This window comes from Klebsiella sp. JB_Kp042 (assembly GCF_040065275.1).
In the GTDB taxonomy this organism is placed as follows: domain Bacteria; phylum Pseudomonadota; class Gammaproteobacteria; order Enterobacterales; family Enterobacteriaceae; genus Klebsiella; species Klebsiella quasipneumoniae.
Genome location: NZ_JBEAJL010000016.1, coordinates 157,319 through 174,001, shown reverse-complemented (window position 1 = coordinate 174,001; position 16,683 = coordinate 157,319). Strand labels below are relative to the sequence as shown.

At 58.3% G+C, this 16,683-nt stretch carries 17 protein-coding genes; 5 read left to right on the top strand and 12 right to left on the bottom strand.

The genetic code is table 11. The features are described 5' to 3' along the window. The first annotated feature begins 46 nt into the window (after window positions 1–46). Both ABLV54_RS06030 and ABLV54_RS06025 read left to right on the top strand, forming a co-directional pair. Window positions 47–763: a response regulator transcription factor gene (locus ABLV54_RS06030; protein WP_023288987.1), complete on the top strand. Its 717-nt coding sequence runs from the start codon at window positions 47–49 to the stop codon at window positions 761–763. Continuing rightward, window positions 760–2,232 (top strand): ATP-binding protein, encoded by a 1,473-nt coding sequence (locus ABLV54_RS06025; protein ID WP_048334568.1) that lies wholly within the window; start codon window positions 760–762, stop codon window positions 2,230–2,232. Before ABLV54_RS06030 ends, ABLV54_RS06025 begins: the two co-directional genes overlap by 4 nt. Window positions 2,233–2,309: 77 nt before the next feature. On the opposite strand, the gene artJ is transcribed toward ABLV54_RS06025, so the two are convergent. The 7 genes from artJ to yahO form a co-directional block, all read right to left on the bottom strand. Beyond that, window positions 2,310–3,041, bottom strand: a complete 732-nt coding sequence (gene artJ, locus ABLV54_RS06020) for an arginine ABC transporter substrate-binding protein ArtJ (protein ID WP_050532930.1) — start codon at window positions 3,039–3,041, stop codon at window positions 2,310–2,312. A 183-nt stretch (window positions 3,042–3,224) separates the two neighbouring features. Then, complete coding sequence (artM, locus tag ABLV54_RS06015) at window positions 3,225–3,893, bottom strand: arginine ABC transporter permease ArtM (protein WP_004201338.1); 669 nt, start codon at window positions 3,891–3,893, stop codon at window positions 3,225–3,227. Then, on the bottom strand, window positions 3,893–4,609 hold the full coding sequence (gene artQ / locus ABLV54_RS06010; RefSeq protein ID WP_348813789.1) for an arginine ABC transporter permease ArtQ: 717 nt from the start codon (window positions 4,607–4,609) through the stop codon (window positions 3,893–3,895). The genes artM and artQ overlap by 1 nt, the downstream gene beginning before the upstream one ends. Before the next feature lie 6 nt (window positions 4,610–4,615). Then, the gene (gene artI / locus ABLV54_RS06005) at window positions 4,616–5,347 is read right to left on the bottom strand and encodes an arginine ABC transporter substrate-binding protein ArtI (RefSeq protein ID WP_002896390.1); all 732 of its coding nucleotides are present in this window, start codon (window positions 5,345–5,347) and stop codon (window positions 4,616–4,618) included. A gap of 20 nt (window positions 5,348–5,367) precedes the next feature. Further along, a complete protein-coding gene (artP, locus tag ABLV54_RS06000) occupies window positions 5,368–6,096 on the bottom strand; it encodes an arginine ABC transporter ATP-binding protein ArtP (RefSeq protein WP_135704109.1) in 729 nt (242 codons plus the stop codon). A 226-nt stretch (window positions 6,097–6,322) separates the two neighbouring features. Then, on the bottom strand, window positions 6,323–6,838 hold the full coding sequence (locus tag ABLV54_RS05995; protein ID WP_023288991.1) for a lipoprotein: 516 nt from the start codon (window positions 6,836–6,838) through the stop codon (window positions 6,323–6,325). A gap of 254 nt (window positions 6,839–7,092) precedes the next feature. Beyond that, the gene (yahO, locus tag ABLV54_RS05990) at window positions 7,093–7,365 is read right to left on the bottom strand and encodes a DUF1471 family periplasmic protein YahO (protein ID WP_023288992.1); all 273 of its coding nucleotides are present in this window, start codon (window positions 7,363–7,365) and stop codon (window positions 7,093–7,095) included. A gap of 361 nt (window positions 7,366–7,726) precedes the next feature. Here yahO and ABLV54_RS05985 point away from each other — a divergent pair, with 361 nt between their 5' ends. Then, entirely contained in the window at window positions 7,727–8,866 is a 1,140-nt protein-coding gene (locus ABLV54_RS05985) for a GGDEF domain-containing protein (protein ID WP_023288993.1), read from the top strand. Between the two features lie 31 nt (window positions 8,867–8,897). Then, entirely contained in the window at window positions 8,898–9,728 is an 831-nt protein-coding gene (locus ABLV54_RS05980) for an N-acetylmuramoyl-L-alanine amidase (RefSeq protein WP_050532927.1), read from the top strand. On the opposite strand, the gene ABLV54_RS05975 is transcribed toward ABLV54_RS05980, so the two are convergent. The 4 genes from ABLV54_RS05975 to poxB all read right to left on the bottom strand — a co-directional run bounded on the left by ABLV54_RS05975 (window position 9,725) and on the right by poxB (window position 15,037). Then, a complete protein-coding gene (locus ABLV54_RS05975) occupies window positions 9,725–10,738 on the bottom strand; it encodes an NAD(P)-dependent oxidoreductase (protein ID WP_050532926.1) in 1,014 nt (337 codons plus the stop codon). The genes ABLV54_RS05980 and ABLV54_RS05975 overlap by 4 nt on opposite strands. Window positions 10,739–10,825: 87 nt before the next feature. Beyond that, a complete protein-coding gene (locus ABLV54_RS05970; protein WP_050532925.1) occupies window positions 10,826–12,268 on the bottom strand; it encodes an SDR family oxidoreductase in 1,443 nt (480 codons plus the stop codon). A gap of 10 nt (window positions 12,269–12,278) precedes the next feature. Next, the gene (gene ltaE / locus ABLV54_RS05965; protein WP_348813785.1) at window positions 12,279–13,280 is read right to left on the bottom strand and encodes a low-specificity L-threonine aldolase; all 1,002 of its coding nucleotides are present in this window, start codon (window positions 13,278–13,280) and stop codon (window positions 12,279–12,281) included. 38 nt (window positions 13,281–13,318) lie between these two features. Then, window positions 13,319–15,037 carry a ubiquinone-dependent pyruvate dehydrogenase gene (gene poxB, locus ABLV54_RS05960; RefSeq protein WP_023288997.1) on the bottom strand — a complete coding sequence of 573 codons (1,719 nt, stop codon included), beginning with the start codon at window positions 15,035–15,037 and terminating at the stop codon, window positions 13,319–13,321. Between the two features lie 151 nt (window positions 15,038–15,188). On the opposite strand from poxB, the gene ABLV54_RS05955 reads away from it, so the two are divergent. Next, window positions 15,189–15,623, top strand: a complete 435-nt coding sequence (locus tag ABLV54_RS05955) for a DoxX family protein (protein ID WP_050532924.1) — start codon at window positions 15,189–15,191, stop codon at window positions 15,621–15,623. 86 nt (window positions 15,624–15,709) lie between these two features. Here ABLV54_RS05955 and hcr read toward each other — a convergent pair whose 3' ends face one another. After that, the gene (gene hcr, locus ABLV54_RS05950; protein ID WP_050532923.1) at window positions 15,710–16,678 is read right to left on the bottom strand and encodes an NADH oxidoreductase; all 969 of its coding nucleotides are present in this window, start codon (window positions 16,676–16,678) and stop codon (window positions 15,710–15,712) included. Window positions 16,679–16,683 lie beyond the last annotated feature (5 nt).

Below are 16,683 nucleotides of genomic sequence, written 5' to 3'. Positions count from 1 at the left end.
GGGTAAGCTTGACGCAGCATGTTTTGTTATTGGTGGGGGGAATCTAATGGCCAAAACCATTCTGCTGGTGGAAGATGATGAGGATATAGCCACGCTGCTGCGGCTCAATCTGCAGGATGAGGGCTATCAGATTGTGCATGAGGCCGATGGCGGCCAGGCCCTCGCCCGACTGGAAACGCGGGTCTGGGATGCGGTGATCCTCGATTTGATGCTGCCCGGCGTCGACGGCCTGGAGATCTGCCGGCGCATCCGCCAGATGACCCGCTATCTGCCGGTGATCATCATCAGCGCTCGCACCAGCGAAATGCACCGTGTGCTGGGCCTGGAGATGGGCGCCGACGACTATCTGGCGAAACCCTTTTCGTTACTGGAACTTATCGCCCGCGTTAAAGCGCTGTTTCGTCGCCAGGAGGCGATGGGGCAGAACCTGCTGATGGACGCCGGGCGCCTGTCCTGCCATGGTCTGAGCATCGATCCGTTGTCCCGCGAAGTGAGGCTGCGCGGCGAGATGGTGGACCTCACCCCGCGCGAATTCGAGCTGCTGTATTACTTTGCCCGCCATCCCGGGGAGGTGTTTTCCCGGCTGGCGCTGCTGGAGCAGGTCTGGGGATATCAGCATGAGGGCTATGAGCACACGGTCAATACTCATATCAACCGCCTGCGCAGCAAAATCGAACGTGACCCGGCCGAGCCGGACATCATTCTGACCGTCTGGGGAAAAGGCTATAAGTTCGCCCCGGTGACCCAGGAGGCCGCCCCGTGATCCGCCGCCTGAGCCTCAGCCAGCGGCTGGCGCTGGTGGTGGTCTCCCTGCTGATGCTGTGCGCGGCGGCGGTGTGCGCCGTTCAGTTACACAGCAGCGCGCAGTATGGCAACGCCATGGTGCAGCGCCTCTCCGCCGGGCTGGCTCAGCAAATTGTGGCCCGCGAACCGCTGCTGGACGCCCACGGCGAGGTCAACCGGCAAACCCTGAAGTCGCTGTTTGACCGCCTGATGACCTTTAATCCCAGCGTGGAGCTCTATCTGCTGTCGCCGGATGGCGACCTGCTGGCCGATGCGGCGCCGCCGGGCCATATCCAGCGCCAGCGGATCGACATGGCGCCGGTACAGGTTTTTCTCACCGGCAGTACGTCGCCGGTGTATGGCGACGATCCCCGCAGCCTTGACGGGCGAAAAGTCTTCAGCGCCGCCCCGCTGCGCGTCGACGGCCAGCTGCGCGGCTACCTGTATATCATTTTGCAGGGGGAGACCTTTAATCAGCTGGCGGCCGACGCCTGGCAAAAAACGCTGTGGAGCATTGTTCTGTGGACCCTGCTGCTGGTGGCCCTGTTTGGTCTGCTGGCGGGAGGCCTGGCATGGTTCTGGGTTACCCGGCCTGTCCGCCAGCTCACCGCCCAGGTGGCGGCGAACGATCGGGACAGCATCAGCGCCATCAAAACCCTGGCGGCCCGCACGCCGGAGCCACAGCCCGGTAACGAGGTAGCGGTTCTTGAGAACCGCTTTATTGACCTTGCCCGGCAGATAGCCGGTCAGTGGGATCGGCTGGCAGACAGCGACCGCCAGCGCCGCGAATTTGTGGCCAATATTTCCCACGATTTGCGCACGCCGCTGACTTCGCTGCTGGGGTATCTGGAAACGCTGACCCTGAAGGACGAAAGGCTGACCGCCGAGGAGCGCAGGCAGTATCTCACCATCGCCCTGCGCCAGGGCAACAAGGTGCGCCATCTTTCACAGCAGCTGTTTGAGCTGGCGCGACTGGAGCACGGGAGCATTAAGCCGCAGCGCGAGCGTTTCGCGATGGCGGAGCTGATTTCCGACGTGGCGCAGAAGTTTGAACTCACCGCCCGCACGCGCGAGGTGAACCTGCAAATTGATGTGCCGGGGCCGTTGCCGCTGATCAACGCCGATGTGTCGATGATTGAGAGGGTGGTGACCAACCTGCTCGATAACGCGATGCGGCATACTCCCGTCGGCGGGGAGATCCGTCTGGCGGTCTGGCAGGAGAATCAACAGCTCCAGGTTGAAGTGGCAGACAACGGAACGGGCGTCGATGCCGCGCTGCGCGATGATCTGTTCCAGCGGCCGTCGGCGTTGTCTACCCAGGCGTCGCGGGAGGATCGCGGTGGGTTAGGGCTGCTGATTGTGAAACGGATGCTGGAGCTGCACGGGGGCGGGATCCGGCTGGTGGAGTCGGTAAGCGGGGCGCGGTTCAGGTTCTTCGTGCCACTTTGAGAAATTGCCGGGTGGCGGCTACGCCTTACCCGGCTACGGGGACGGCCGGGTAAGCGCAGCGCCACCCGGCAAAAAAGTTACTCCGGGAACCACTGGTTGCTGATTTTCTGGTAGGTACCGTCGGCTTTAATCGCCTTCAGCGCGGCGTTCAGTTTCTCCAGCAGCGCCTTGTTATCCGGGCGCACGGCAATCCCAAGGCCGGTGCCGAAGTATTGCGGATCGGTTACTTTCGGCGTGGCTGCCCCCAGCTGTGGGTTGGTTTTCAGCCACTCGTTGACCACCGCCGTGTCGCCGAACACGCCGTCGATACGGCCATTTTTCAGGTCGATAATCGCGTTCTGGTAGCTGTCATAGGCGACGGTCTTCACCTCAGGATGTTTATCCTGCAGATATTTCTGGTGGGTGGTGCCGTTTTCCATGCCGATCCGTTTGCCTTTAAAATCATCGAACGAGTGGAACGCGTCTTTTTTGGCGATCACCAGCGCGGAGTTGGCGTAGTACGGGTCGGTGAAGGCCACCTGCTTGCTGCGTTCCGGCGTAATATCCATTCCGGAAATCACCGCGTCATACTTCTTAAACTTCAGCGCCGGGATCAGGCTGTCAAACGCGTGGTTGGTAAAGGTGCAGTCTGCCTGCATTTGTTTGCACAGCGCATGGGCCAGATCGATATCAAAGCCGACAATCTGGTTATTCGCGTCCATCGATTCAAACGGCGGATAGGTCGCGGACACGCCGAAGCTGATTTTCTCCGCGGCGGCGGCGCCGAAGGTGAACGTGGTGAGCAGTGCAGCCAGAACTAACTTTTTCATCGTGGAACTCCCGTCTGTCAATCTTATGATTATTCGCCGTGTCTGCGGCATAGGGTGACAATGCCATTAAATGAATTTGTATGCAATAAAAATGATTAACTATTTTATTTGGTATAAAAAAAGACGGACAGGTATTAGACTTGTCCGTCTTGTTGTTCGCTTATTATGCAAATACGCCAGGCGCTAGTTACGCCGTTCGAAAGCTAGCGCTTTGCGCTCCACCAGGCGCATCAACAGGGTCAGCAACCCGTTGACGATGAGATAAATAATCCCGGCGGCGCCGAACACCATCACGTCGTAGGTCCGTCCGTACAGCAGCTGGCCGTGACCCATCACTTCCATCAGGGTGATGGTGTAGGCCAGAGAGGTACTTTTAAACACCAGCACCACTTCGTTGGAGTAGGACGACAGCGCGCGTTTAAAGGCGTACGGCAGCAGGATCGCCAGGGTATCCTTTTTACTCATCCCCAGCGCGCTGCACGACTGCCATTGCCCGTCGGGGATCGCCCGGATGGCGCCGTAAAACAGCTGGGTGGTATAGGCGGCGCTGTTAAGCGACAGGGCGATCAGGGCGCACAGCCACGGCTCGGAGATAAGATGCCACAGCCATGGATATTCCTGCAGCGAAGGAAACTGCCCGGGGCCATAGTAGATCAGGAAGATCTGCACCAGCAGCGGCGTACCGGTAAACAGGGTGATGTAGCCGCGCACTATCCACACCAACCCCGGCGTCTTCAGCGTCAGGATAATGGTAAAGATCAGCGACAGGATCAGCGCCACGATAATCGACGCCACGGTCAGCGTCAGGCTGGTATGCAGGCCTTTCAGCAGTTCGGGTAAGTAGTCGAGCATCAGCCTGGTCTCCGTTCGAAGCGCGTCGCACGCTGGTCAATCCGCTTAAGGATGTATTGACTCAACAGGGTGATGACGAGATAGATTGCTGCGGCAATGATATACCAGTTAAAGGGCTCCTGAGTGCGGGTGGCGATGCTTTTGGTCTGCAGCATCAGATCGTTGACGCTGATCAGGCTCACCAGCGCGGTGTCCTTCAGCAGCACCAGCCACTGGTTGCCGAGACCGGGCAGGGCATGGCGCCACAACTGCGGCATCACCAGGCGGAAGAAAATGGCCGCTTTCGACAGCCCCAGCGCCTGGCCGGACTCCCACTGACCCTGCGGAACGGCTTTCAGCGCGCCGCGCAGCGTTTGCGAGGCGTAGGCGGCATACAGCAGCGACAGGGCGATCGCCCCGCAGAGGAACGGACTGACGTCAAAGTTCTCAATCTGCATCTGCACCGGGATCTGCGTGAACCCGAGCGGGATGGTGAAACCGTCAGAGAGCGTCAGCAGCAGCTGGGACGAGCCGAAATAGATAAACAGCACCACCAGAATTTCCGGTAGGCCGCGCAGAATGGTCACAATGCCGGTTGCAAGCCAGGCTACCGGGCGCCATTTCATTGACTCCAGTACCGCGAAGAGCATCGCCAGGACGAGGCCGATGGCGAGCGCGCAAACGGCAAGGCCGACGGTCATCCCGGCGGCGCTTGCTAATGGAAAAATTTCGTTCATTCAGTCTTACTTCTGGAACCATTTGTTATAGATGGTCTGGTAAGTGCCGTCTTTCTTCACTTTTTCCAGCGCAGCGTTAAATTTCTGCTGCAGGTCGGTGTTGCCCTGACGCACGGCAATGCCCAGCCCGGTGCCGAAATAGGCTTTGTCGGTCACTTTATCGCCCACGGCCGCCAGCTTCGGATTGCTCTTCAGCCATTCGGTGACCACGGCGGTATCACCGAAGACCGCGTCAATACGACCGTTCTGCAGATCCAGCTTCGCATTCTGGTAGCTGTCGTAAGGCACGGTGGTGATTTCCGGATGTTTATCGGTGATAAATTTCTGGTGGGTGGTGCCGTTCTGTACGCCCACTTTTTTGCCCTTCAGCTGGTCAATGCTGGTGAACTTGCCCTGCTGACCGACGAACAGCGCCGAGTTGTCATAATACGGGGTGGAGAACAGGACCTGCTTTTCACGCTCAGGCGTGATGTCCATCCCGGCCATGACCGCGTCGAAACGGCGGAATTTCAGGCCCGGGATCAGGCTGTCAAAGGCCTGGTTGGTAAAGGTACAGGTGGCGTCGATCTCTTTACACAGCGCGTTAGCCAGATCCACATCGAAACCGACGATCTGGTTGTTGGCATCCACCAGCTCAAACGGAGGGTAGGAGGCCTCGGTGGCGAAACGAATGGTTTGCGCGGCGGAAGCGGAGAGGCTCATGCCTGCGAGCAGGGCGGCAATCAGTACTTTTTTCATCGTCATTTCCCCGAAAAACATCAGTGTGAAAGATAGTTTTTAAACGCGTCAGTTTGCGGTTGCGTGAAGCAGGAGGCATCCCCTTGCTCGACGATATGGCCATTTTCCATATACACCACCCGGCTTGCCGTCTTGCGCGCCACTTCAACTTCATGGGTGACGATAACCTGGGTGATGCCGGTTTCAGCCAGCTCGCGGATGATGCTAACGATCTGGGCGGTGATTTCCGGGTCGAGCGCCGCGGTAGGCTCATCGAACAGCAGAACCTGCGGCTCCATCATCAGCGCGCGGGCGATCGCCACACGCTGCTGCTGACCGCCGGATAAATGCAGCGGGTAACGATCGCTGTAGGGCTTCAGACGCAGGCGCTCCAGCAGCTTCTCTGCGCGAGCCAGCGCCTGATCCTTGCTTAACCCCAGTACGCGACAGGGGGCCTCGATCAGGTTCTGCTGTACCGTCAGGTGCGGCCACAGGTTGTACTGCTGAAAGACCATGCCGACGTTCTGCCGCAGTTCGCGAATCGCTTTATCGGACGGCGCTCTGGTGAAGTCGAAATGGTTACCGGCGATGGTTAATGAACCGGAACGCGGCATCTCCAGCAGGTTGAGTACGCGCAGCAGCGAGCTCTTCCCGGCACCGCTGGGGCCGAGCAGCACCAGCGTTTCCCCCTGCGGGCAATCCAGCGTGATGTCGAACAGCGCCTGGTGCGCGCCGTAGAAGCAATTAATGCCGTTTAGTTTAATACTCATCTGGGCAGTCTGATACGAATAGCTATTGAGGCCGCAAATACTACCTTTGGCAGAATAGTTATGCAATATTTATGCGTTAAAAGTTAAATCTAAACCACGTTTAGCTTTAAAGTTAGCACAAAATATTGCCTGGTGGGTGAGGGGGGAGTAAATGTCGGCATTCTCGGGGCGAATACCGACATTTTACCGGGGTTATCGTTTCAGCGACGTCGCTTCAACTCCGGAACTAACGTTTCTCCAGACTCTGTCGTAACGTCCCGGCCGGCGCGTGGCTGTTGTTGCCGAGATAGCGAACGTCATCGACGGCCCAGCACTGGCCTTCCTGGATCATCAGCACTTCGTCTTTCCAGCTCTGGGTTCCCTGCTTTAGCTCCACGCGCAGCGGAATGTTGCGCGCATCGCGATTAGGGATGGTTGAGGCGCTGGCGACGACGGCGCTGTCCGCCGGGGTGCTGCTGCTCGAGAACAGGTTAGCCTGCAGCAGTTTGCTGTTGGCCGGATCCTGACGGGCGTCATTGAGTAACTTCGCCAGGCCGTCGCTGAGATAGGGGCGCAGCGCCGCCGGATCCTGCGTACGGTTCTGGAGCTGGGTGTCGTAGAATTTTTGCGCTACGTCGTCAGGGCCGCCTTCGACACAGGGGCCGCTGCGGGTGCCATTATCTTTATAGGCCGGGGTGACGGTCGTACAGGCGCTGAGCGCCAGCGCGCAAGGGAGAAGTGCTGCAAGAAGTTTGTAGCGCATGATGATTTCCTTATAAGCGAACTACGTTTTCAGTTTCCGTTAAAGCATAGCGTATAGCGTACGGATTGTACTTGACGCAAAGAGCTAAGACCTTGATGTGACTACGGCCTTAGGGCAGGACATCGACAGGGTAGATCGCTGTATGATATTAAGGCAGGAAAATCTGGGGGCCGTTTAAAAATACACAGACTTTTTGGGCAAACAAGAAACATTACCCGGGCAATATGATAATGTTTCTTGAAATATAAGATTAATTACTTCTTCTTATAGATGTTAGCGGAGATGTGCAGTTTTTTATCGGTATTACCGGAAGAGAGCACGATAACGTCTGCGCCTTTCTCATCGGCCTTTTTAATCAGTTCTTCACGGGCATCGCTGGGTGCAGTCTGACCGGTAGAAGAAATGGTACCGATTTTAGTATATTGCGTATGGACCTTATCGAAGGCTTCTTTCGTTAAAATTTCTGCAGAGAAGGCGTTCGCCGTTAAAAACAATGCTGCACCTGCCACTAAAGCTGCATATTTCATATTTTTAAACTCCATTGTTTATCTTGCTATCATCATGCTCTTGTTTTATCTCACCAATGAGCGGTTTCAGATTGTACTAACACCGTTTTTTTTTCAAGTGGAATACTGCAATTTTATGACGGTTAGTTAACTCTTTTTTAAAGAAAAGATGACGTATTTCGCATTGATAATGCTTGCTTTTTTTTGCCGGATACACATAGGGAGAGGACCAGACCCTTTTCATTTGACGTTAGCAGAAAATCAGCTTAAGGCGCCGGGGCAGAAAGGGGGGCTGCGTTGACAGACATTCCCGGAAACATGGTTTATCATAAAGCAAAGCAGGGTCTGCGCCCATGGTCTTGCAGGTCACCAGGGAGATAAGATGTTAACAAATAAGCAAGAGGGCGTCCGCCAGCTGCGAACCGAGCTGTGGGCCACCAGAGATAATGTCCAGCGCCATGCGCTATCCATGAGTATGCCCTGGCTGGCCTTTGTCAATATCGCTTTTGCGTTAATGGTTTTCTTCCGCAATTTTATCTTTACTCATTTTGATAAGAAGCTGTTAACGCACCAGGCGGTTATTCCTTATGTCGAAGTCGCGCTGATCGCGGTTATTATTATTTCGGTAATTTTAGCCATTATTGCCGTCACGCCGCGCCTGGCGCAGGGGCGCTATACGTTGAGCATTATCACCGGCCTGCAGCTGGCACTCAGCCTGTGCTGGTCCCTGAGTAATTACTGTTTTATCTTTTTCTGGACACTGCCCTTCGCCTGGCCGCTGCTGGTGATATTAATGACCACCGGCCTCGCCGCGCTGTATCACCATTGGCCCGGCATTATCGCTTTTTTGCTTCCGTTATGGGGAACCGCCCTGCTGGCGGGACTACAGATCCACCCTCACACTGAGGTCCGCTTTTTGATCCTGTGGGGCATTTTTACGGCGATTTTACTCTATGGCAGGCGTATTCTTAAGCGCTGGTATGATGAGGCCTGGAATACGCATCAGGAAAATATGCGGCTTATTCAGCGGCTGGAAAGTATTGCCAACCAGGATGCATTAACCGGGACCGCGAATCGCCGGGCGCTGAATGCCTATCTGGCGGAGATTTGGCAGCAAAAAACGCCGTTGGCGCTGATGATGATCGACGTCGATTACTTTAAGCGTTACAACGACCACTATGGCCATCAGGCTGGCGACGATTGCTTATCGACTGTCGCCCAGGTGCTTAAAATGGCGGTACGGGCCGAGGGCGATCTGGTCGCCCGCTACGGCGGCGAAGAGTTTGTCATCGCCCTGCCGGGGGTTTCCTTAGCACGAGCCACCTCCATTGCCGAGCGCATTCAGCAGAAAATTAGCGAGGCGGCGATCCCCCATGAGGCTTCGGCGGTGGCCTCGGTGGTGACCGTCAGTATGGGGGTCGTCGCCTCCGACGGCACGGTTCCGATGGAGACGCTGATCGCCCGGGCGGACAGCGCGCTGTACCAGGCGAAAAATAAAGGACGAAATCGATGGTCTTATTAACCCGGAGACGCTGCCGGGCAAGGATGAAAGAATGACACGGATTGCGCTGATCGCGCTGCTGGCGTTACTGCTAAGCGGCTGTGCCGGCGAAAAAGGGATTATCGATCGCGATGGATACCAGCTGGACACCCGCCATCCGGCGCAGGCGGCCTATCCGCGAATAAAAGTGCTGGTGATCCACTATACGGCAGACAACTTTGATACTTCTCTGGCGACCCTGACCGATAAAGAGGTCAGCTCCCACTATTTAATTCCTGAACAGCCGCCGCGCCACCATAATAAACCGCGGATCTGGCAGCTGGTGCCGGAAGAGGATCTGGCCTGGCACGCCGGTGTCAGCTACTGGCGCGGCAGTACGCGCATCAACGATACTTCCATCGGTATTGAACTGGAAAACCGCGGCTGGCAGAAGACCGCGGGAGGTAAAAGCTTTACCCCCTTTCACCCGGAACAGATCGCGGCCCTGATCCCGCTGGCGCGCGATATTATCACCCGCTACCACATCGCGCCGCAGAACGTGGTGGCCCATGCCGATATCGCCCCGCAGCGCAAAGACGATCCGGGGCCGTTGTTCCCCTGGCAACAGCTGGCGCAGCAGGGGATTGGCGCCTGGCCGGACGAGCAGCGGGTGGCTTTTTATCTGAACGGGCGGCCGCCCAGTGAGCCAGTGGACCCTGAGGTGGTGCTGGATTTGCTGGCGCGCTACGGCTATCAGGTCACGCCGGAGATGACTCCCGCGCAGAAGAAACGGGTAATTATCGCCTTCCAGATGCACTTCCGCCCCCAGCGCTGGGATGGCGTAGCGGATGCGCAAACCGAAGCGATAGCCGAGGCGCTGTTAGAGAAATATGGCCAGGGTTAGCGGTGAAGTTTACCGTGGTCGCGCAACCAGGCGGCGGTACGCACAATCCCGTCGTCCAGCGTCACCACCGGCTGATAGCCCAGCTCATCCTGCGCGCGCGTGATATCGAGCGTAAAATCAAAATTAAGTTTGGAGACGCCGTAGTGGGTAAAGGCCGGCTCTTTGGCCGTTTTATCGCCAAAACGCTCCATGCTGCGGGCGATAATATCCAGCATCGGGTAGGGAACTGAACGGATCCGGCATTTGATGCCCAGCTCATCGATCAGTTTCTGCACGATGCTGCGCAGAGTGCGCGGTTCGCCATTGCTGATATTCCACGCGCGGGCGGAGGGAAGATGATCGCAGGCAGGCTGGCTCGCCAGCCACATCGCGTGGACGGCATTTTCATAATAGGTCATATCGACCAGCGCGCTGCCGCCCCGCGGCAACAGGACGCTGCCGTAGTGCTGCATCATTTGCGCCAGCCGGGGAATAAAGACTTTATCGTGCGGCCCGAACAGGCTCTGCGGGCGCAAAATGGTAAAACGGGTGTGCGGGTTGGCCTGCGCCAGCAGGTTGATCACCTCTTCGCTGGCCGCCTTGCTGCGGGCAAACTCATTGGCGAAGCGGTGCGGGCGGAAATCTTCCTGAACATCGCGATGGTGGTGATAATCAAAATAGAGCGAGGGAGAAGAGATATGGACGAAATTGCGTACGCCCCATGCTACCGACCATTCGCCGAGGCGGCGGGTGGCGCGGACGTTAGCGAGATCGAAAGCCTGCTGCGTGCCCCAGGGCGAGGTGAAACTTGAGCAGTGCCACAGAGTATCGATACCGGCGAGCATCACTTTAGCCTGCGAAGAGACCAGCTCGGTTAAATCTGCCGGGATGAATTCCGCCCCCATTTTGCTCAGAAGCTTACCCATCGCTTCGTTGCGCCCGGTCGCTCGCACGCTGATGCCCTTGTTGCGCAGATATTCCACTGCGTTGCGGCCTAATCCGCTGGTCGCACCGGTAACCAGTACCTTCATATTACTCTACTGTCCCAGAAAAGAATTTCGTGCGCATTTTTCCGTGATTCTCCCGACTATGCAATGAGAATCATGAAAGAATAATGCTTATCCTTCGACTCTGCCTGAGATTTGTTCGGCCAACCGGGCGATGCGTTGCGCCATACCGCGGAAAATAAACAGGTGCGCCGGGATCATCAGCAGCCAGTAGACCAGGCCCGGCATACCGTGCGGGTGCCACCAGGCGCGGACGTCCAGTTCACGACGATCGCCTTTATCGTTAATGGTAAAGCTTAACCGGCCCAGTCCCGGCGCTGTCATGCCGAACAGCAGAGTGAGTTGTTTTTCTTCCTCCACGATAATCACCTTCCAGCTGTCGACCGTATCGCCGGTCTGCAGATAGTCGCGCTGCGGTCGCCCTTTGGCCAGCCGGTGGCCGACCAGCAGATCCATCGCGCCGCGGGTTTTCCACAGCAGATTGCCGAAAAAATATTCCTCTTTACCGCCGATTTGGTTAACGACCTGCCACAGGGCTTTGCGGCTCGCCTGAGTGGTGATGGTGCAGCCTGCCTGTTTCGGATAATAGCCATACTCCGGTCGCCAGCGGGCGAAAGCCTGGGCGTCGTAGCCCCAGTCGCTGGAGTTTACCAGCTGCTCTTCTTCTTTCAGGGTGCGGCGAACCGCCTGATCGAAGGGGATCAGCGTTTGCGGGATCAGCGCCCGCAGCGTCCGGTCATCGGCGATCAGATCGTGCTTCAACCCCTGAATTAGCGCTTTGGCGATGGTCGGCGGCACCGAGGTGATGACATTGAGGAACCACACCGAGATCCAGCGCGTCGGCAGGGGAATCGGAATGAGCGGGCGGTGTTTGCCGCTGACGGCCATAAAGCGAATGAACTGCTGCTGATAGCTTAACACCTCCGGACCGGCGGCTTCGAAGACGCGGTGCGCGTCGGAAGGGTGATTCAGTAGCTCAACGAGGTCAACGAGCAGGTTTTCCAGCGCGACAGGGGTGGTACGCGAACGCACCCAGCGCGGGGGGGTCAGCACCGGCAGGTTATAGACCATGTCGCGCATCACCTCGAAGGCGGCGGAGCCGGCGCCGACGATAATTCCGGCCCTCAGCTCGGTTACCGGCACGCCCGACTCGCGCAGGAGATCGCCGGTGACCTGACGAGCGCGCAGATGGTCGGACTGCTCCTGCGATGGAGCCTGCAGCGAGCTGAGAAAGATAATCTGACGCACCGGCGTCTGGCGCAGGGCATCGCGAACATGCGTCGCCACCCGACGCTCATGGGCGATAAAATCGCCGCCTTCGCCCATGCCGTGTACCAGATAGTAAAGGGTATCGATACCTGTGAGCAGCGCAGGCAGAGCCTGCGGCTGATTGAGATCGACTGACCGGCAGGTGACGCCGGGCAAAGCGAGCTTTTGCAGTCGGTCGGTATGGCGCGCCGCCGCCAGCACCGGATAACCCCGGGCGCTTAATTCGCGAACTAAATGCTGACCAATATAGCCGCTGGCGCCGAGCACCAAAACCGATTGCGACACGCCTGACTCCTTAGCGTTGTAAAAAAGCCTGCCAGTGGGCGACCACTTCGCTCAACTGCTGACGATTGACATCCAGGTGAGTGACCAGACGGACGATGGGCGAGGCGTTGATCAGCACGCCGCGCGCCTGCATAAACTCGCCGAGCGCCCGGGCCTGTTCATCACCGACGCGAACGAACAGCATGTTGGTATCGTGACGGGTGACGTCGGCGCCGATGGCACGCAGCTGATCCGCCATCCACGCGGCGTTATCATGATCCTCCTGCAGGCGCTGCACGTTATTTTTCAGCGCGTACAGCCCGGCGGCGGCCAGAATGCCCGCCTGGCGCATCCCGCCGCCGACCATTTTCCGCCAGCGAACGGCGCGGCGAATATACGCCTCACTGCCGACCAGCAGCGAGCCAACCGGGGCGCCAAGCCCCTTTGACAGGCAGATGGTGAAGGAGTCGCAGTACTGGGCGATATCGCGCAGCTCACAGCCGTAGGCGACCACGGCGTTAAAGATGCGCGCGCCGTCGACGTGCAGCGCCAGATCGCGCTGGCGGGTAAACGCCCAGGCTTCCTGGAGATAGTCACGCGGCAGCACCTTACCGTTATGGGTGTTTTCCAGGCTCAGCAGGCGGGTCGGGGCAAAATGGATATCGTCAGGTTTGATTTTCGCTGCGACTTTATCCAGCGGCAGCGAGCCGTCCGCCGCGGCGTCAATCGGCTGCGGCTGAATACTGCCGAGAACCGCCGCCCCGCCGGCTTCGTAAAGATAGTTATGCGCCCCCTGGCCGACGATATACTCTTCGCCGCGCTGGCAGTGGCTGAGCAGGCCGACGAGGTTGGCCTGGGTGCCGGTGGGCAGAAACAGCGCCGCCTCTTTGCCGGCCAGGTCGGCGGCGTAGCGCTGAAGTTCATTGACGGTAGGGTCGTTGCCATACACATCGTCCCCGACCGGGGCGGCCATCATGGCTTCCAACATGGCGCGCCCGGGACGGGTAACGGTATCACTGCGCAGATCGATCACGGCTTTTCCTTGTTCTGGTTCAGAGTATTGCTTCTGTTTTACCTGAGCCAGTTGGTTTTCGCCAGTTCGATGACTTCATCGCCGCGCCCGCTGATGATCGCCCGCAGCATATACAGGCTAAAGCCTTTCGCCTGCTCCAGCTTGATCTGCGGCGGGATCGCCAGCTCCTCTTTGGCGACCACGACGTCGACCAGCACCGGACCGTCGGTGCGGAAGGCGGTCTGCAGCGCTTCATCCACCTCGGCGGCTTTCTCAACGCGAATACCTTTAATACCGCAGGCTTCGGCGATGCGGGCGAAGTTGGTGTCGTGCAGCTCCGTGCCGTCGGTGAGATAGCCCCCGGCCTTCATCTCCATCGCCACGAAACCCAGCACGCTGTTGTTAAAGATGATAATTTTCACCGGCAGCTTCATCTGCGCCAGCGACAGAAAATCCCCCATCAGCATGCTAAACCCGCCGTCGCCGCACATGGCCACCACCTGACGCTCCGGCGCGGTGGCTTTGGCGCCAATGGCCTGCGGCATGGCGTTGGCCATGGAGCCGTGGTTGAATGAACCCAGCAGGCGGCGTTTGCCGTTCATCTTGAGATAGCGTGCCGCCCAGACGGTCGGGGTGCCGACATCGCAGGTGAAAATGGCGTCTTCATCGGCAAAATGGCTGATCTGCTGCGCCAGATATTGCGGGTGGATCGCCTTCTCGCTGGGCTTCGCCAGATCGTCGAGTCCTTTTCGCGCGTCGCGATAGTGCTCCAGCGCCTTATCGAGGAAGCGGCGATCGGTTTTCTCTTCCAGCAGCGGCAGCAGCGCCTTTAACGTTGATTTGATGTCGCCCACCAGCGCCATATCAACCTTACTGTGCGCGCCGATGCTGCCGGGGTTAATGTCGATCTGAATAATTTTGGCGTCGGTCGGATAGAAGGCGCGATAGGGGAACTGGGTGCCGAGCAGGATCAGGGTGTCGGCATTCATCATGGTGTGGAAGCCAGAAGAGAAGCCAATCAGCCCGGTCATGCCCACATCATACGGGTTGTCATACTCCACATGCTCTTTACCGCGCAGCGCATGGACGATGGGGGCTTTAATTTTTGCTGCGAACTCCACCAGCTCCTGGTGGGCGCCGGCGCAGCCGCTACCGCACATGAGCGCGATATTGCTGGAGTAGCGGATAAGCTGCGCCAGCTTGCGCAGCTCCTCGTCGGCCGGGGAGACCGTCGGCAACGGCGCATGGTACCAGTGGCTGCTGGCGCTCTCCGGGGCGGCTTTCAGCGCCACGTCGCCGGGCAGAACCACCACCGATACGCCGCGGTTAATCACCGCCTTACGCATCGCCACCGCCAGCACCTGCGGGATCTGCTCCGGGGTGGAGACCAGCTCGCAGTAGTGGCTGCATTCGCGGAACAGCTCCTGGGGATGGGTCTCCTGGAAATAGCCGCTGCCAATCTCGCTGGAAGGGATGTGGGCGGCAATCGCCAGCACCGGGACATGGTTGCGGTGACAGTCAAACAGACCGTTGATCAGGTGCAGGTTACCCGGACCGCAGGAACCGGCGCAGACCGCCAGTTCGCCGGTCAGTTGCGCCTCCGCGCCGGCGGCGAAAGCAGCGACCTCTTCGTGCCGGGTGGCCATCCAGTCGATGGTGCCCATGCGGTTCAGGCTATCGCTCAATCCATTGAGGGAATCGCCGGTGACGCCCCAGATACGTTTCACGCCGGCCTGTTCCAGCGTTTTGGCAATGTATGCGGCCACGGTTTGTTTCATGATCTCCATCTCCTTTTTTTGATAACGCCTTCAAGCTTAGATGAAACTGCAGCGTACGTTGCCGATTTCCCTCAATTTTTCGCTGGTTTTATTGCTGAAGTATTGGGCATACTCTGGGGTCTCACAGGGTGTAAAACAGGAAGCACATCAAATGGTTAAGGGATTGTTAAACACAGTAAACAGAACGCTGTCGCATGAAGATGCCGGTAAACTCTTGTTACGACTCGCCGTCGGCGGGTTAATGCTGTTTCACGGTTTGCACAAGCTGCTGGATGGCGTGGATGGCATTAGCGGGATGCTGGTGGCGAAGGGGTGGCCGGGGTTTATCGCCTACGGTGTGCTGGTGGGGGAAGTGGTTGCCCCCTGTTTGTTGATTGTCGGCATCCTGACGCGCCCAGCGGCGCTGGTGTTGGCTTTCACCATGGTAGTGGCGTGGCTGATGGTCGGTCTCGGCAAGACGTTTGCGCTTGATGCGGTGGGCGCGTGGGCGATCGAGAATCTGGTCTATTTTTTTGTTGGCGCGCTGGCGATAGCGCTTTTGGGCGCCGGGCGTTACTCGCTGGCCGGTCAGTCGGTCTGGCGATAGCCATGCGCCGAAAGGCGGAACAACTGCGTACGACGTAAAGCAGAAACAGAGGCCGGATAAACATAGCGTCATCCGGCCTTTTAAGGTCAGGCCAGAACCAGATCGCCCAGCGGGTGACAGGAGCAGGCCAGCACATAGCCGTCGGCGATTTCGCCGTCGGTCAGCGTCATGGTGCTGGTGACGCTATACTCCCCGGAAACGACTCTGGTTTTGCAGCAGCCGCAGACGCCGGCGCGGCAGGCGACGGTCACCGGCACCTGATTGCTCTCCAGCGCATCGAGCAGGGTGGTGCCCACCGGCGCGTAAAATTCTCGCGCCGGCTGCAGTTTGGTGAATTTCAGCCCGCTGGTGGCGGCCTCCGCCACCGGGGTGAAGAACTTCTCCTTAAAGAAGCGGGTAACACCCAGGGCGGCAACGTCCTGTTCAACTTTCTCCATATACGGCGCTGGCCCGCAGGTCATCACGGTGCGGCTGGCGATATCCGGCACGCTCTGCAGTAGTTCCGGGGTCAGACGGCCGGCGACAAAACCGTGCGTCGCGTGGTGCTCCGCCACCAGGGTAACCGGATAGTTGCGCCACTCTTCGGCAAAGATCACATCCTCCGGCGAACGAATGCTATAGATCACCTGTACGTCGGCCTGCGGACGGTACTTCGCCAGCCAGCGGCGCATCGACATGATCGGCGTGACGCCGCAGCCAGCGGCCAGCAGCAGGAACTTATCATCCTCCTTATCATCGCAGGTGAAATCCCCCATCGCGTCGGACAGCCAGATATAGTCGCCGCGCTTTACGTCGCGGGTGAGCCACTGTGAGCCCGCGCCATCGTCAATACGGCGAACGGTCAACGTAATATATTCGCTGACGCCCGGCGTGGACGAAATAGTGTAAGCACGCAAGGTCTCTGCCGAATGGCGCACGCTGACCAGGGCGTACTGCCCGGCACGGTACGGATAATAGTCATGGCAGAGCAATGAAACGGTCCACACATCCGGCGTTTCCTGATGGATGTGATGCACCTGCATTCGCCACGGGCATTGTGAGGTTGGCATGGTCATCAGGG

Excerpts from the sequence above, each read along its gene's own strand:
- ABLV54_RS06030 (WP_023288987.1), top strand. The coding sequence starts at position 47 with ATGGCCAAAACCATTCTGCTGGTGGAAGATGATGAGGATATAGCCACG.
- artJ (WP_050532930.1), bottom strand. The coding sequence starts at position 3,041 with ATGAAAAAGTTAGTTCTGGCTGCACTGCTCACCACGTTCACCTTCGGC.
- artM (WP_004201338.1), bottom strand. The coding sequence starts at position 3,893 with ATGCTCGACTACTTACCCGAACTGCTGAAAGGCCTGCATACCAGCCTG.
- artQ (WP_348813789.1), bottom strand. The coding sequence starts at position 4,609 with ATGAACGAAATTTTTCCATTAGCAAGCGCCGCCGGGATGACCGTCGGC.
- artI (WP_002896390.1), bottom strand. The coding sequence starts at position 5,347 with ATGAAAAAAGTACTGATTGCCGCCCTGCTCGCAGGCATGAGCCTCTCC.
- artP (WP_135704109.1), bottom strand. The coding sequence starts at position 6,096 with ATGAGTATTAAACTAAACGGCATTAATTGCTTCTACGGCGCGCACCAG.
- ABLV54_RS05995 (WP_023288991.1), bottom strand. The coding sequence starts at position 6,838 with ATGCGCTACAAACTTCTTGCAGCACTTCTCCCTTGCGCGCTGGCGCTC.
- yahO (WP_023288992.1), bottom strand. The coding sequence starts at position 7,365 with ATGAAATATGCAGCTTTAGTGGCAGGTGCAGCATTGTTTTTAACGGCG.
- ABLV54_RS05985 (WP_023288993.1), top strand. The coding sequence starts at position 7,727 with ATGTTAACAAATAAGCAAGAGGGCGTCCGCCAGCTGCGAACCGAGCTG.
- ABLV54_RS05980 (WP_050532927.1), top strand. The coding sequence starts at position 8,898 with ATGACACGGATTGCGCTGATCGCGCTGCTGGCGTTACTGCTAAGCGGC.
- ABLV54_RS05975 (WP_050532926.1), bottom strand. The coding sequence starts at position 10,738 with ATGAAGGTACTGGTTACCGGTGCGACCAGCGGATTAGGCCGCAACGCA.
- poxB (WP_023288997.1), bottom strand. The coding sequence starts at position 15,037 with ATGAAACAAACCGTGGCCGCATACATTGCCAAAACGCTGGAACAGGCC.
- ABLV54_RS05955 (WP_050532924.1), top strand. The coding sequence starts at position 15,189 with ATGGTTAAGGGATTGTTAAACACAGTAAACAGAACGCTGTCGCATGAA.
- hcr (WP_050532923.1), bottom strand. The coding sequence starts at position 16,678 with ATGACCATGCCAACCTCACAATGCCCGTGGCGAATGCAGGTGCATCAC.